This is a genomic window from Bacillus sp. FSL R9-9834 (genome assembly GCF_038006905.1).
GTDB classification, from domain to species: domain Bacteria; phylum Bacillota; class Bacilli; order Bacillales; family Bacillaceae_G; genus Bacillus_A; species Bacillus_A pacificus.
On record NZ_JBBOWD010000001.1, the window covers coordinates 555,707 to 571,605 of the forward strand.

The 15,899-nt window shown below is 34.4% G+C and carries 10 protein-coding genes and 3 pseudogenes; 8 read left to right on the forward strand and 5 right to left on the reverse strand.

The window, feature by feature from the left end; translation table 11 throughout:
• The first annotated feature begins 73 nt into the window (after positions 1-73).
• The gene (locus tag MKY00_RS02895; RefSeq protein WP_016716407.1) at positions 74-940 is read left to right on the forward strand and encodes a GNAT family N-acetyltransferase; all 867 of its coding nucleotides are present in this window, start codon (positions 74-76) and stop codon (positions 938-940) included.
• 45 nt (positions 941-985) lie between these two features.
• Here MKY00_RS02895 and MKY00_RS02900 read toward each other — a convergent pair whose 3' ends face one another.
• The 5 genes from MKY00_RS02900 to opuD all read right to left on the reverse strand — a co-directional run bounded on the left by MKY00_RS02900 (position 986) and on the right by opuD (position 5,682).
• A complete protein-coding gene (locus MKY00_RS02900) occupies positions 986-1,846 on the reverse strand; it encodes a transporter substrate-binding domain-containing protein (RefSeq protein WP_016716408.1) in 861 nt (286 codons plus the stop codon).
• Positions 1,843-2,610: an amino acid ABC transporter ATP-binding protein gene (locus MKY00_RS02905; RefSeq protein WP_000126486.1), complete on the reverse strand. Its 768-nt coding sequence runs from the start codon at positions 2,608-2,610 to the stop codon at positions 1,843-1,845. The genes MKY00_RS02900 and MKY00_RS02905 overlap by 4 nt, the downstream gene beginning before the upstream one ends.
• Before the next feature lie 30 nt (positions 2,611-2,640).
• Positions 2,641-3,294: an amino acid ABC transporter permease gene (locus MKY00_RS02910; protein WP_000528399.1), complete on the reverse strand. Its 654-nt coding sequence runs from the start codon at positions 3,292-3,294 to the stop codon at positions 2,641-2,643.
• Positions 3,275-3,940 carry an amino acid ABC transporter permease gene (locus tag MKY00_RS02915; protein WP_016716409.1) on the reverse strand — a complete coding sequence of 222 codons (666 nt, stop codon included), beginning with the start codon at positions 3,938-3,940 and terminating at the stop codon, positions 3,275-3,277. Before MKY00_RS02915 ends, MKY00_RS02910 begins: the two co-directional genes overlap by 20 nt.
• Before the next feature lie 191 nt (positions 3,941-4,131).
• The gene (gene opuD, locus MKY00_RS02920; RefSeq protein ID WP_029141046.1) at positions 4,132-5,682 is read right to left on the reverse strand and encodes a glycine betaine transporter OpuD; all 1,551 of its coding nucleotides are present in this window, start codon (positions 5,680-5,682) and stop codon (positions 4,132-4,134) included.
• A 246-nt stretch (positions 5,683-5,928) separates the two neighbouring features.
• Here opuD and colA point away from each other — a divergent pair.
• The 7 genes and pseudogenes from colA (at position 5,929) to MKY00_RS02950 (ending at position 15,881) form a co-directional block, all read left to right on the forward strand.
• Positions 5,929-8,826, forward strand: a pseudogene (colA, locus tag MKY00_RS02925) (collagenase ColA).
• A 247-nt stretch (positions 8,827-9,073) separates the two neighbouring features.
• A complete protein-coding gene (locus MKY00_RS02930) occupies positions 9,074-9,622 on the forward strand; it encodes an NfeD family protein (RefSeq protein WP_000242449.1) in 549 nt (182 codons plus the stop codon).
• A 12-nt stretch (positions 9,623-9,634) separates the two neighbouring features.
• Complete coding sequence (locus tag MKY00_RS02935) at positions 9,635-11,209, forward strand: flotillin family protein (protein ID WP_000155012.1); 1,575 nt, start codon at positions 9,635-9,637, stop codon at positions 11,207-11,209.
• A 242-nt stretch (positions 11,210-11,451) separates the two neighbouring features.
• Positions 11,452-12,486, forward strand: a pseudogene (locus MKY00_RS30155) (HAMP domain-containing protein); the annotation flags it as partial.
• Positions 12,487-12,567: 81 nt separating this feature from the next.
• Entirely contained in the window at positions 12,568-13,428 is an 861-nt protein-coding gene (locus MKY00_RS30160; protein ID WP_372460108.1) for a methyl-accepting chemotaxis protein, read from the forward strand.
• A 151-nt stretch (positions 13,429-13,579) separates the two neighbouring features.
• Complete coding sequence (locus tag MKY00_RS02945; RefSeq protein ID WP_073530756.1) at positions 13,580-15,190, forward strand: ATP-binding protein; 1,611 nt, start codon at positions 13,580-13,582, stop codon at positions 15,188-15,190.
• Positions 15,190-15,881, forward strand: a pseudogene (locus tag MKY00_RS02950) (response regulator). Before MKY00_RS02945 ends, MKY00_RS02950 begins: the two are co-directional and overlap by 1 nt.
• The last annotated feature ends 18 nt before the right edge of the window (positions 15,882-15,899 follow it).

Consider the following 15,899-nt stretch of genomic DNA (forward strand, 5'->3'; position numbering starts at 1 on the left):
ATGATAACTTCTTTTTATGTGAGAAGGATATGAATGGAAAAAGTGTAAATATACTAGGAAAGGAGGAGAGGTTATGCATGTTAGTTCTATTTTAAAAATTGATGAGATTGCATCATTTATTGCAAGTATGAATAAAGATGCTACTCATTATGTTGGTTATTGTGGAGATGAGAAAGAGGAAGTGTTACAGACAATTATCCATGATTTTTCGGATGTAGGATGGGAACAATCTTTTGTTGCTACTTATGAGAATAATGACTTAATAGGTGTATTAGGATTTGATGTGGATGAAGTAAAGAAATGTGCAGAAATATGGGGACCGTTTATTAAAGCAGAGAATTGGGGGAAAGTTGCTTTATATATGTGGAAGGAACTTATAGAAAAGGTACCGTTTCATATTGAAAAATTTTATGGTTTTTATCATGTGGAAAATAATAATTGTGCCCGCTTAATGAAGGATTTACATGCAAAAGAACAAGAGCGACATAGTATTTTCAGGTTAAGCAATAGTGGTGTGAAACAACATACTATATGTAATGTGGAAGAAGCTTTACCGCAAGTATTTGAGCGGTTTATCGCTTTACACAATAATGTTTTTCCTAATACATATTACGAAGGAAATGAAATTATCGAACGTTTAAGTGATACGAATAAATTATTTGTAAGTATGAAGAATGATAAGTTAGAAGGTTACGTATATGTTGAAGTAAGTCCGGAGTTTCAAGAAGCGAATATCGAATTTATTGCAACTGCTGAAAATAGTAGAAGAAAAGGTGTAGGAGAGCGGTTATTACAAGCTGCTATTCAGTATATTTTCTCGTTCCACGGGATGAGAGAGATAGAATTATGTTTGAATGCGAATAATGATCGTGCGATGAAGTTGTACAAGAAAGTAGGCTTTGAGGAAAAAGCATGTTTACAACACTATATAATAGAGTAAAACCCCATTCGTATGAAATATATTTTTCATACGAATGGGTTTTATTTAATTTACTTTACCGCCCTCAGTAATAACAGATTCAGGACTAATTTGAGGACCGAATTCTTCTTTTAGATGTTTGTCATATAATGTATGTAGGAAGTTTTCTTTTCCTAGTTTTTCAAGTTCTTTATTTACCCAATCATGTACTTCTTTATTGCCTTTCTTCACTGCTATAGCAATTAAGTCATCTCCACCTAATTTGTCTTTTAATAAATGGAATCCAGGATTTTTATTTGCCCAAGATAGAAGGACAAGATTATCTTGAGCATATGCATCAGCACGGCCATCTTTTAGTGCTTGTAAAGCTTCTGTATTTTTATCAAATTTAATTAACTCTACGTTTTTCATATTCTTTGTTAAATAAATATCTGCAGTTGTACCCTTTGTTACAATTACTTTTTTCCCTTCTAAATCTTTTACTGATTGAATAGGACTACCATCTTTAACAAGCACTTGCACAGCTACTTTTAAATGTGGATTTGTAAAATCAACTACCTTTTTTCGCTCATCTGTTGCAGTCATATTTGCTAACACGAAATCTACTTTATCAGATTGTAAATATGGAATGCGGCTTGCTGCTTCAACGGGAACAAATTTTACTTTTGATTCATCACCTAATAAGTCTTTCGCAAACCGTTTTGCCATATCAATTTCAAATCCAACATTTTTCCCATCTTTGTCAACGTAACCGAACGGTGGTTTATCTGTAAAAACAGCAACTACTAGTTCACCGCGCTCTTTTATTTCTTCAATTTTTCCACTTGGTTTTGCCGAGGTCTTTTCTGTTTTCTTTTCATTTGAACCACATGCAACGACTAAAATAGAAAGCAGTCCGATAATAATAAATGTTAAAAACTTTTTCATATAATATCTCTCCCTTTCACCGTTTCAATATAGAAAAATTGATTTAAGAAATGTTGTGCACGTTCTGTTTGTGGGGATGTGAAAAAAGTAGTTGGATCTCCTGTTTCACAAATTTCTCCTTCATCCATGAAAATAATTCGATCAGCAACAGCTTTTGCAAATCCCATTTCATGAGTGACAATTAACATTGTCATACCTTGTTTAGCTAAGCTCATAATGACTTCTAATACTTCTTTGACCATTTCAGGATCTAATGCAGCTGTTACTTCATCAAATAAAATTACTTCAGGATTCATACAGAGAGTGCGAACAATTGCAATACGCTGTTGTTGCCCGCCAGATAGCTCTCTTGGATAGGCATCTTTTTTCTCTAGTAAACCTACTTTTCGTAATAATTGTTCTGCTTGCTTCAATGCTTCATTTTTATTTCGTTTTTGTACTTTTAGAGGACCGAGTAAAATATTTTCTAGAACAGTCATGTGAGGAAATAAATGATAACTTTGAAAGACCATTCCGATTTTTTGACGAAGTTTTTGCCAGTTCCCATCGTTTTTCGGAAGGGGGGCGTTATGAAAAAGCATTTTCCCACTTTGGATATCCTCAAGACCATTTAAGCATCTCAATAATGTACTTTTTCCGCAGCCACTTGGTCCTAAAATAACAATGACTTCTCCGGAAGATACTTGTAAGCTTACGTCTCTTAAAACAGGGTTATCATCGTATGACTTATAGATGTTTTGTAATTGCAACAATGGTGCAGTCATATTTCTTCTCCTCTCAAATGATTGAATTGTCTATATCCATCTTGTTTCTAGTTTTCTTGACCAAATAGATAATGGATAGCAAAGTAAGAAATAAAAAATAAATAAGCAACCGTATATGAGAAATGCTTCCCCTGTTCGTTCTACAATTTGTTGTCCAGCCTTTATAACTTCAGTTACACCAATTAAAACAGTTAAAGATGTCGTTTGAATAATACGAATGAAGATGTTTATTGTAGCGGGAATCATTCGCCGTATTGCTTGAGGAATGAGTACATATTGATATAATTGTTTCTTATTCATTCCGATAGATTTGCCAGCTTCTACTTGTCCCTTTGGCAAGGACTGAAGTGCACCTCTTACAATTTCGCCTATTTCTGTAATTCCCCATAATGATAGAGCTGTAATAGCAGCTACTGTACTAGAAACATCTATCCCTAGAGTGATTGGAAGACCGAAAAAGAAAAGAAATAACCAAACAAGGATTGGGATAGAACGAAATAATTCAATATAAGTTCTTGAAATGAACCTCAAAATAGTAATCTTTGATGTACGAATGATTCCAAATAGAATGCCGCCAATTGTACTAATGATGATTGTAAAACATGCAATTAATAATGTTTGTTCTAGTCCCTTTAGCAATTGCGGAAGCGATTCTATTAGTAGATTAATGCCCGAATTGCCCATAACGATTTCTCCTTTCTAACCAAGATAGTAGAAATGATAGTGGTACAAAAAGAAAAATATAGGAAGCTGTTAACATAATGAGCATCTCAGATGTTTTGTAATAAATTGAAATCAAATTCGTTGTTGTATACAACAATTCAGGAACAGCGATCGCAGAAACGATAGATGTTTCTTTTAATAGAAAGATAAAATTTGCAAATAAGGCTGGTGCAGAAATAGTTGCAGCTTGTGGTAAAACTACAAATCTAAATAGTTGCCATTTATTTAATCCAATGGCATATCCTGATTCCACTTGGCTTTTGGATATTGAATCAAGACCAGATCGAATGACCTCTGTCATATATCCACCACCTAAAAAGCACATTGCAAGTAATGCGATTGAAAAATTAGATAATGTAATACCTAATGATGGTAAACCGAAATATAAGAAAAATAATTGAATGAGTAAAGGTGTATTTCGGGCTACTTCCACATAAGCGCGAACAACTTTATGTATAATACGAATTCGAAAGAACAGAATTAAACCATTTATACTCGCAATAAATAATGAAATGATAATGGCGAAGCATGCGATTTTTAAAGTTAATAGTGCACTATCTACAAATAGTGGAATTTGCTCCTTCATAAAATCAATGTCTATCTCCACATGGACAACCTCCCTTCATTTAGATATCAAGAAAAAAAGATTAATAGTTAGGAAATAAATGTAAAAAGATTCAATTTATTTCCTTTATAATAACATATAATTCCTATAAAACAAGTAGGTTTTATTCGTTTTGGAAAAATAAATGAAATGAATGTAGAAAACACCTCTTCTAAAAGAAGAGGTGCCAATCGTTACATAACCTTTTTTATTTTTTTCGGAACTTCTTTCGTTTGCAAATTAACGTCTTCTTTTCGTAGCTCTTTAAAGAGTGAAGTAACCATAAGGACGACTACGATAGAAAATGGTAGTGCTGCGATGATCGCTGCAATTTGCAGCGCATTTAATCCTCCAGCTTGTAATAAAATAGCTGCGATGATCGCGATTGTTAATCCCCATATAAGTTTTAAACTATTTTTTGGTGATAAGCTTCCGTTACTCGTTTGCATAGAAACGACAAATGTTGCTGAGTCAGCAGAAGTAACGAAAAATGTGGCTACTAAAATTAACCCGATAATTGTTAAAAATGTAGAGAACGGTAGATGTGAAATAACAGCAAATAATCCAATCTCTGTACCATTTTTTGCGATTTCATCAGCTATGCCAAGCGATTGGAACATTTCCATATGGATAGCGGTACCGCCAAATACTGCAAACCAAAATGTGCAGATAAGAGTTGGGACTAATACAACTCCAAAAATAAATTCTTTTATTGTGCGTCCTTTAGAAATACGGGCGATGAATGTACCGACGAATGGAGACCAAGAGATCCACCATCCCCAATAGAAAATAGTCCAGTTTTCTATCCAAGAAGAAGATTTTTCATTAAATGCTCCTAAATTTAATCCCATACTAGGTAAAGCTCCAATATAAGAACCGAGTGTAGATGTGAAATATTTCATAATAAATACAGTTGGTCCTAAAAGTAAAAAGGAGACGAGTAATATACCTGCAAGAGAGAAATTTAAGTTACTCAAATATTTAATCCCACGATCTAAGCCTGTTTGTGCACTTGTTAAATATAAAACAGCGAAGATGGCGATAAGTATGAGCTGTGTAAGTAAAGTGTTATGAATAGAAGGGAATAAATAGCTTAATCCTCCGGCGATTTGTTGAGCACCAATCCCAACAGATGGCACAATACCGAATACAGTGGCTAAAACAGCTAAAATATCAACTGTTTTTCCGATAGGAGAATTTTTCGATCGATTAAATAATGGAGTAACTGTAGCCCCAATTGTGCTACCTTTTTGTTTGCGGAATGTGAAATATGCAATTGTTAAAGCAACCATTGCGTATAGTGACCATGGAAAGAGACCCCAGTGGAAAAATGAATATTGCATAGCGAGCTTGGCGCTTTCCTCTGTACCTGCTTTTCCTGTTAGTGGATCTGTAAAATGTGAAATCGGTTCAGCGATTCCATAAAAGAGGAGTCCAATTCCCATTCCTGCCCCAAATAACATGGATAGCCAAGATGGATAACTATACTTTGGTTTTTCACCATCTTTACCAAGACGAATAGAACCGTACTTAGAAAATGCTAAATAAGCGGCTAAAATAATCATTGTGGTCATAAGTAGAGAGTAAAACCATCCAAATTTATTAAGGATAAATGAATTTAAGGAAGATGTAACGCTTTGTAAATCATAGCCTTGTATCCAACTTGCCGGGGTAATTCCCCATATGATGAATAATGTTGTTAGCAAGATGGAGATATAAAATACACTGTTTTCTTTTTTTATCATAGAATCCCACCCTTGTTTAATAAAGTTAACAATTATATTAATCATAACAATTAAAGAAATAATTGTCAAAAAATTCTCTTTTTATTACGTGAAAGGATTCGGATTACTTTCGGGAGAAAAAAGGGAATTTGTTCACGATATGTACAAAATGTAAGAAGAAATAATATGAAATATTGCATTTTATATTGTTGTATCTAGATTTTATGTTAAATTCGTGAATGGAATATTTGAATAGGGGGCAAGGATATGAACAAGAAATCAAAAATTAATAAAGTAATGCTTAGTATTAGTACAATGGCTCTATCGCTGGGGGCAATTCAAACTCATGCATCAGCAGAAGAAAAGGTGCCATATAATGTATTGCATTCGAAACCAGTTGGAATTGAAAAACCAGTAGATGAGATTGGACACGTTTCTAAAGCGGAGGAAACATTATCGTTTGAAGAACGGTTAAAAGTAGGAGACTTTTCACAGCGACCAGCATTTATTCCGAACAAAGCGGCAGTAAAGCAAGTTAAAGAAAGCTATTCAATGGCTGATTTAAACAAAATGAATAATCAAGAATTAGTTGAAACGTTAGGCAGTATTAAGTGGCATCAAATTACAGACTTATTCCAGTTTAATGAAGATGCAAAAGCTTTTTATAAAGATAAAGGGAAAATGCAAGTCGTTATAGATGAATTAGCTCATCGGGGTAGTACATTTACGAAAGATGATTCAAAAGGAATTCAAACATTTACGGAAGTGTTACGTTCAGCTTTTTATTTGGCATTTTATAATAACGAATTAAGTGAATTAAATGAAAGAAGCTTCCAGGACAAATGTTTACCTGCTTTAAAAGCAATCGCAAAAAATCCAAACTTTAAGCTTGGTACAGATGAACAAGATACAGTCGTATCTGCATACGGAAAATTGATTAGTAACGCTTCAAGTGATGTTGAAACGGTTCAATACGCAGCTAATATTTTAAAACAATATAATGATAATCTTCATACGTATATAGACGATCGTATGAAAGGACAAGCTGTATACGATATAATGCAAGGGATTGACTATGATATACAGTCTTACTTAATTGAAGCTCGTAAAGAAGCAAATGAAACGATGTGGTACGGGAAAGTAGATGGGTTTATTAATGAAATAAATCGTATCGCTCTTCTAAATGAAGTAACACAAGAAAATAAGTGGCTCGTTAATAATGGCATTTACTTTGCTAGTCGTTTAGGGAAGTTTCACAGTAATCCAAATAAAGGATTAGAAGTTGTGACACAGGCAATGCATATGTATCCACGTTTAAGTGAACCGTATTTTGTCGCAGTAGAACAAATTACAACAAATTATAACGGAAAAGATTATAGCGGGAATACAGTAGATTTAGAGAAAATACGTAAAGAAGGAAAAGAGCAGTACTTACCAAAAACGTATACATTTGATGATGGATCTATCGTATTTAAAACAGGAGATAAAGTATCGGAAGAAAAAATTAAGAGACTGTACTGGGCTGCAAAGGAAGTAAAGGCGCAGTATCATCGTGTAATTGGGAATGATAAAGCGTTAGAGCCGGGAAATGCAGACGATATATTAACGATAGTAATTTATAACAGCCCAGAAGAGTACCAGTTAAATAGACAACTGTATGGATATGAAACGAACAACGGTGGAATTTATATTGAAGAAACAGGAACATTCTTTACATATGAACGCACGCCCGAACAAAGTATTTATAGTTTAGAAGAGTTATTCCGCCATGAGTTTACTCATTATCTTCAAGGGAGATATGAAGTTCCAGGTTTATTCGGAAGAGGAGATATGTATCAAAATGAAAGGTTAACTTGGTTCCAAGAAGGAAACGCAGAGTTTTTCGCAGGGGCTACTCGTACAAATAATGTAGTACCGAGAAAGAGCATCATTAGTGGATTATCATCTGATCCTGCAAGCCGTTATACTGCAGAGCGCACACTATTTGCTAAATATGGTTCTTGGGATTTCTATAATTACTCGTTCGCATTGCAATCTTACTTATATACACATCAATTTGAAACGTTTGATAAAATTCAAGATTTAATTCGTGCAAATGACGTGAAAAATTATGATGCCTATCGTGAGAATTTAAGTAAAGACCTTAGACTAAATGAAGAGTATCAAGAGTATATGCAGCAGCTAATCGATAATCAAGATAAATATAATGTACCGGAAGTAGCAGATGATTATTTAGCTGAACATGCCCCAAAATCATTAACAGCAGTAGAGAAAGAAATTAGTGAAACGTTGCCGATGAAAGATGCAAAAATGACAAAACATAGCTCCCAATTCTTTAATACATTTACATTAGAAGGTACGTATACAGGTAGTGTAACAAAAGGTGAGTCAGAAGATTGGAACGCAATGAGTAAGAAAGTAAATGAAGCTTTGGAACAACTTGGGCAAAAAGAATGGAGTGGCTACAAAACTGTTACAGCATATTTCGTCAATTACCGTGTAAATAGCTCAAATGAATTTGAATATGATGTAGTCTTCCACGGTATCGCAAAAGATGACGGAGAAAATAAAGCTCCAACGGTTCATATAAATGGCCCTTATAATGGACTTGTAAAAGAAGGTATTCAATTTAAAAGTGACGGTTCAAAAGATGAAGATGGAAAAATTGTTTCTTATTTATGGGACTTTGGAGACGGAAGCACAAGTGCAGAAGTAAATCCGGTACATGTATATGAAAGAGAAGGTTCATATAAAGTAGCGTTAATAGTAAAAGATGATAAAGGAAAAGAGAGCAAAAGCGAAACAACGGTTACGGTTAAAGATGGAAGCTTAACAGAATCAGAACCAAATAATCGCCCAGAGGAAGCAAATCGTATTGGACTAAACCCTACTATAAAAGGTAGCCTTATCGGCGGAGATCACACTGATGTTTATACATTTAATGTAGCATCAGCGAAAAATATTGATATTTCCGTTTTAAATGAGTATGGAATCGGGATGACATGGGTACTTCACCATGAATCAGATATGTAAAATTATGCTGCTTACGGTCAAGCAAATGGAAATCATATAGAGGCAAATTTTAATGCAAAACCAGGTAAGTACTACTTGTATGTATATAAATATGATAATGGCGATGGAACTTACGAATTATCAGTAAAATAAGTGCTTTTCCAATGTATGTTTAACTTTACTTTTTGTGGAAAATAGTATATTATATAGATATATAATATATCGGTTATTTACTAGGAGGAGCCTGTCACAATAGGCTTCTCCTGTTCTTTTTTAGGGGGCCTGTCTTACAGGCTTTTCTTTAAAGGGTAAATAACTGAAAATTAAGAACAATAATCTTTGAAAGAGGTGGGGCATACACATAACAAAAAAGGGATTGTTTAAGAGAGGGGGATAAGAAATGGTTTTGTTTGGTTATCCACTTGAGACAATTTATTTATACGGATTTATTATTGCTACTATACTCACTGTGATTTATATCTTTTTTGGGGATATATTTGAATCCATATTTAGTTTTGGAGGCGGATCGGTATCCGTTGTTACTTTATTACTTAGTTTTTTCGCCATGCTATGTGGACTTAGTTATATAGGAGAATATTTATTTTCCTTTAATAGTCTTCTTATTTTTGTGGCTGCATTTGCTATATCTTTTATTGGTGTATTCATAATGAAAATATTAATTTTAAAACCGATTGCAGAAGCAGAACAAAATACTGTGCAACGTATGGATGAATTCATTGGTTGCAAGGGAGAAGTCATTACGACAATTCCTACAGAAGGATTTGGTGAAGTATTAATCTCCTCCCAATTTGGAAGTAATGCAATTCCAGCTAAAACAATTGGGAAAAAAGATATTTCACAAGGAACTGAAGTTATTATTGAGGGAGTCCAAGATGGTGTTTTGCTTGTACAAAACATCGCTTATTCTTTAAAAAAACCAAAATTATAAGGGGGAATTTCCATGACGATTCCATTAATTATTGGTGGAGTTTTACTCGCAATTTTAATTTTACTCATTTTAGTATTCATTACGAAGTATCGAACAGTTGGACCAGATGAAGCGTTAATTGTTACAGGGAATTGGCTTGGTGGTGGGAAAAATGTAGTTACCACTGATGATGGAAAGAAGATTAAGATTATTCGCGGTGGCGGTACATTCGTAGTTCCAATTATGCAAAGAGCAGAACCTTTAAGCTTACTAAATTACAAGTTAGAAGTGGGTACACGCGATACGTATACGAAGCAAGGTGTTCCAGTTACAGTAAATGGTGTTTCTATTATTAAAGTAGGTTCTACAATTGAAGAAGTATCGACAGCAGCTGAGCAATATTTAGGAAAAGAAACAGAAGAGTTAAAAGTAGAAGCAAAAGAGGTTTTAGAAGGTCATTTACGTGCGATTTTATCCTCTATGACAGTAGAAGATGCGTATAGTAATAGAGAGCAATTTGCTCAAAAGGTGCATGAAGTAGCGTCTACAGATTTAAAGAAAATGGGTCTTCGCATCGTTTCCTTTACCATTAAAGAAATCATGGATAAGAACGGTTACTTAGATGCACTTGGTCAGCCGCAAATTGCGACGGTTAAGCGTGATGCAACAATTGCAAACGCAGAGCGTGAAAAAGAAGCTCGTATTGAAAAAGCTCGTGCTGAGAAGGAAGCGAAAGAAGCTGAATACCAACGTGATGCACAAATCGCTGAAGCTGAAAAACATAAAGAATTAAAAGTACAATCTTATAAGAGAGAGCAAGAACAAGCTCGTGCAGACGCCGATCTTTCTTACGAATTACAACAAGCGAAAGCGCAACAAGGTGTTACAGAAGAGCAAATGCGCGTTAAAATCATTGAGCGTGAGAAACAAATTGAATTAGAAGAAAAAGAGATTGCGCGTCGTGAAAAGCAATACGATGCAGAAGTAAAGAAAAAAGCAGATGCAGATCGCTATGCTGTTGAGCAATCAGCGGAAGCAGAAAAAGTAAAACAAATTAAAAAGGCAGATGCGGATCAATATAAGATTGAAGCTGAAGCGAGAGCACGTGCGGAAGAAGTACGTGTGGAAGGTTTAGCGAAGGCAGAAATTGAAAAAGCACAAGGTCAAGCGAAAGCGGAAGTACAAAAAGCACAAGGTACAGCAGAAGCCGATGTTATCAGATTAAAAGGTTTAGCAGAAGCCGAAGCGAAGCAAAAAATTGCAGAGGCATTTGAGTTATATGGCCAAGCGGCAATTATGGATATGGTACTTAAAATGCTTCCAAGTTATGCGAAGGAAGTTGCTAGTCCACTTAGCAACATTGATAAAATTACAGTTGTCGATACAGGCGGCGGTGGTAAAAATAGCGGCGCCGGAAAAGTTGCAGGTTATGCGACTGATTTAATGGCAACGATGCAAGAAACATTAAAAGCTTCTTCTGGCATTGATTTAAAAGAGTTATTAGAAGGATTTGCTGGAAAAGGAGCGGTTCAACAATTATCAAACGATAAACCTATTGTATCTGTAGTAGAAGATGAGAAAAAAGAAGTAGAAAAAGATAAAGAATAGTATAGTGGGTGGAACCTCTAGTAAGTGAGATACTAGAGGTTCTTCTGTGAATGATAATATTTCGAATAATGTACATTTTTATATATTGTTTTAATTATTTAATTTATATAGAATGAAAAAGATATGTATTAATTCTTTAATAGAAAAAGAGATAAAGAGTTGATACGTTTTAATCGTATAATTTATATAAAGAAATTAAATGTAAGGTAATTACATTTAAAACGGTATGGAGGGGTAGAAATATGTTTCAAAGGAAATTAAGGAGAAGTAGTTTAAAAGCAAAGTTACTTGTATCATTTGTTATCATTTTAGTTCTTCCAAGTATTGTAATTGGTTGGACGTCTTATCAGCAAGCGAAGACAAACTTTAATGAAACAATTTTACAATCAGCGGAAGATAACGTAAAGATTTTAAATAATGTTATTAATAAAGAGATAGACAGTAAAAAGGTAGACGCAGTATATTTTACAAAGTTATTTAACGGAGTAAGTTACGGGACTGATCAGCTCCAAAATGTGCAAAATAAATTAGAAGAATATAATAAATTACATCCAGAAATAGAAGCAATTTATACGGGATCTAGTACGGGACAATTTATTCAATCACCGTCTATTCAAATGCCAGATGGATACAATCCTACCGAAAGAGATTGGTATAAAGAAGCAGCGAAAAAAAGCGGAGAAGTGGTTATCACAGCCCCATATAAGTCAAGTACAACAGGGAATATTGTTATTACAATAGCAAAACAAAATGAGGATAAGAGCGGTGTTCTCGGTATTGATTTAATTATTAATGACATTGTAAATACTTCAAAAATGGTCAATATCGGCAAAAAAGGATATGTAGCAATCTTCGACCAATCTAAACATGTAATAGCGCATCCGACGATGAAGCCAGGTGACAAAATAGAAGAAAAACTTGAGAAGGAATTGTACAAACAGGAAACAGGTGATTTTAAATTCAAACTTGATGGTGATGATCGCAATATTACCTTTATAACAAATAAGCAGACTGGATGGAAAATAGCAGGAATTATGCCTTCAAAAGAAATTATTGAAGCAGCTAATCCTATTTTCTATAAAACGCTAACTGTTATTGGTATTTCATTAATAATTGGTGGGATTTTAATTTACTTCATAATTGCCTCTATTATTAGTCCGTTAAAACAACTTGTTATATCATCGAAAAAGATTAGTGAAGGCGATTTAACAGAATCCATTACAGTTCATACTAAAGATGAAATTGGACAGCTAGGAGAAAGCTTTAATGAGATGGCAGCATCATTACAGAATGTCATTTCCAATATAAACACTTCAGCAAGTCATGTAGCGGCATCTTCAGAAGAATTAACAGCTAGTATGAAGCAGACAAGTGAAGCAACGGAACAAATTACACAAGCAATAGAGCAAGTGTCGAGCGGGGCTGAAATACAAACGAAAGAAGTTGAAGAAGGCGCAACATTATTAGAGGAAGTTACAGAAGGAATTCAGCGTGTTGCAGATAGTTCTTCATTAGTATCTACAGCATCTATGTATACGAAGAAAAAGGCTGAAGATGGTGGAAAGTTAGTTGAAAAAACTGTGAATCAAATGCAATTAATCCATGAGTCTGTTTCACAATCAGATAAAGTTATTGTTTTGTTAGATGATAAATCAAAACAAATTGGAGCAATTCTTGAGGTGATTCAACATATTGCAGAGCAGACAAATTTGTTAGCGTTAAATGCGGCAATTGAGGCTGCGAGAGCTGGTGAGCAAGGAAGAGGATTTGCAATTGTAGCAGATGAAGTACGAAAATTAGCTGAGCAATCAGGACAGTCTTCTACGGAAATTGGAAAACTAGTGAAAGAGATCCAATTTGATATAAAAGAAACGGTAAGTTCTATGAAGCAAGTTGGGACAGAAGTACAATCAGGACTTGTAGTTGCAAATGAAACGAAGCAAAGCTTTGCTGAAATATTGAAATCTACGGATGATACAGTTGTACAAATTGATAACATGGTAGATGTAGCGAAGCAAATGACGGTAGATGCAAGACAAGTAAGTGCATCTATTAATGAAATTGCAGCTACGATTGAAGAAAATGCAGCAAGCGTTCAAAATATTGCTGGTTCATCTGAAGAACAATTAGCTTCGGTAGATGAAATAAATGCAGCAGCAGTCCATTTATCACAAATGGCAGAAGAGTTACAAGAGATGATTGGTAAGTTTAAAGTGTAATAACGAATGTTAAGAAACGAGGTAATAATTTTACTTCGTTTCTTTTTTTATGAAGAGAAAAAGAAAGAAATATAGAGTAACCATGTTATGATTAAGTATAATTAAAGAGACTGTATATTCTTTAAATTCTATCTTTAATCATGTTAGGGGAATGGTTTTGAAATTAAAAAAATTAAAACTACAACCGAGAATTACATTAACTATTAGTACACTAATTTTAGTTGTACTTCTGTTAACGAGTTATTTATTTTATTACATATTATCTAAAACGGTAGAAGAGCAAATTGGGAAACGGGCTTTGCATGTTGCGAAAACAGTTGCTGCTATACCAGAAATAAAGGAAGCTTTTCAAAAAGAAAATCCAGCTTCTGTCATTCAGCCGATTGCAGAAAAAATTCGAATTGATACAGATGCTGATTTTATTGTAGTTGGAAATAAAGAGGGGATTCGATATGCACACCCTAAGCGAGATAAAATAGGAGAAGCAATGGTTGGTGGAGATAACGAAGGGGTTCTATTAGAAGGGAAATCTTATGTTTCGAGAGCAACTGGATCATTAGGCCCTTCATTACGCGGAAAAGTTCCAATCCGTAATCAGGAAAATGAAATTATTGGCGTGGTGTCTGTTGGATTTTCAATGGACGATATTCATGGTGCAGTAGAAGTGTATGGAAAGCGTGTATTTTGGATTACAATAGCAGGTCTTTTAATTGGGATAATTGGTTCTATATATTTAGCAGGCAGTATAAAAAGAATGATGTTTGGTATGGAGCCAGAAGAAATTTCATCTTTATATGAAGAGCATAGTACAGTGATTCAATCTGTACGTGAAGGGATTATTGTTATTGATCAAAATGGGATGATTAGATTAGTCAATCAAGCAGCTTATGACATTCTTTCATTAGATGAACAACGAAATATTATTGGAGAATTTATTTTAGATGTAATTCCTAATTCAACGATACTAGATGTACTTCAAACTGGGGAAGAACAGTTTGATCGTCAATTAAATATAAAAGGGCAGGCTGTTATTGCGAATCGTCTACCTATTAAAGTAAAGAATAAAGTAACTGGTGTTGTATCGAGCTTACGTTTGAAATCTGAAATGGATCAGTTAACAGCAGAATTATCTCAGACGAAGCAATATACAGAGGCATTACGAGCGCAAACGCATGAATATAATAACTTATTGTATACGCTCTCAGGACTTATCCAGTTAGAATCATATGAAGATGCTTTAGAGCTTATTCATAAGGAAACGGCGGTCTATCAAGATTTTGTTCAATTTATTATGAAGCGAATTCAAAATCCATGGTTAGGTGGGATTTTAATTGGATTCTATAATAGAGCAAGAGAGTTGAAGATTGATTTTATGCTAGACAGAGAGAGTAGCTTAGACAAATTAAGCCCGCATATTGAGAGTAATTATGTCGTTTCTATTTTAGGAAATTTAATTACGAATGCATTTGAAGCGATTGAAAGAAATGAAGAACATAATAAGAAAGTAAGAATGTTTGTAACTGATATCGGAGAAGAAATAGTAATTGAAGTGGAAGACTCAGGACAAGGGATTCATGATGAGGTCATTACTAGCATATTCTATAAAGGCTTCTCGACGAAAGAAGGCGAGAAGCGAGGGTATGGATTAGCAAAAGTGAAAGAGTTAGTAGAAGATTTAAATGGAAGTATCGCAATCGAAAAAGGGGATTTAGGTGGTGCATTGTTTATTATTGCATTACCGAAAGAGAGAGGCGAGTTGTAATGGGTGAGGAGATTGAAGTATTGATTGTAGAAGATGATATTCGAATTGCAGATATTCATCGGCGTTTTACTGGAAAGATTGAGGGATTTAAAGTAATTGGAACAGCGACGACTGGGGAACAAGCGAAAGAATGGTTAGATCTTGTGAAGCCACAGCTTGTTTTATTAGACGTGTACTTACCTGATATGCAAGGAACCGAACTTGTCACATATATTAGGCATAATTTACATGATACAGATATTATTATGATTACAGCTGCATCGGAAACAGATGTAGTGAGGCACGCCCTGCGAGGCGGAGTAACAGATTATATCGTAAAACCACTTATGTTTGATCGATTTAAGACAAGTTTGGAAAATTATAAAAAAAGCTTGTACAGTTAAAGAAAAATAATCAGTTATCTATAGAACAAATTGAACATTTATGGTCTCAAAGGGGTGTAAAGGGAAATGAAATAGAATATGCGCCGAAAGGTATAGACCCCTTAACTTTAGCAAAAATAAAAAAGCATATGTTAACAGTAAAGGAAGAAGGTATTACTGCGGAAGTGCTAAGCTCAATGGTCGGAGTAAGTAGGTCAACAGCAAGGCGCTATTTAGAGTATTTAATATCTGGGAAAAAAGTTCATGCAGAGCTTATATATGGAAGTGTGGGGAGACCAGAGAGAAGATATTTTCTTGTTTCTTCATAATAAAAAACAGTAGAGGAT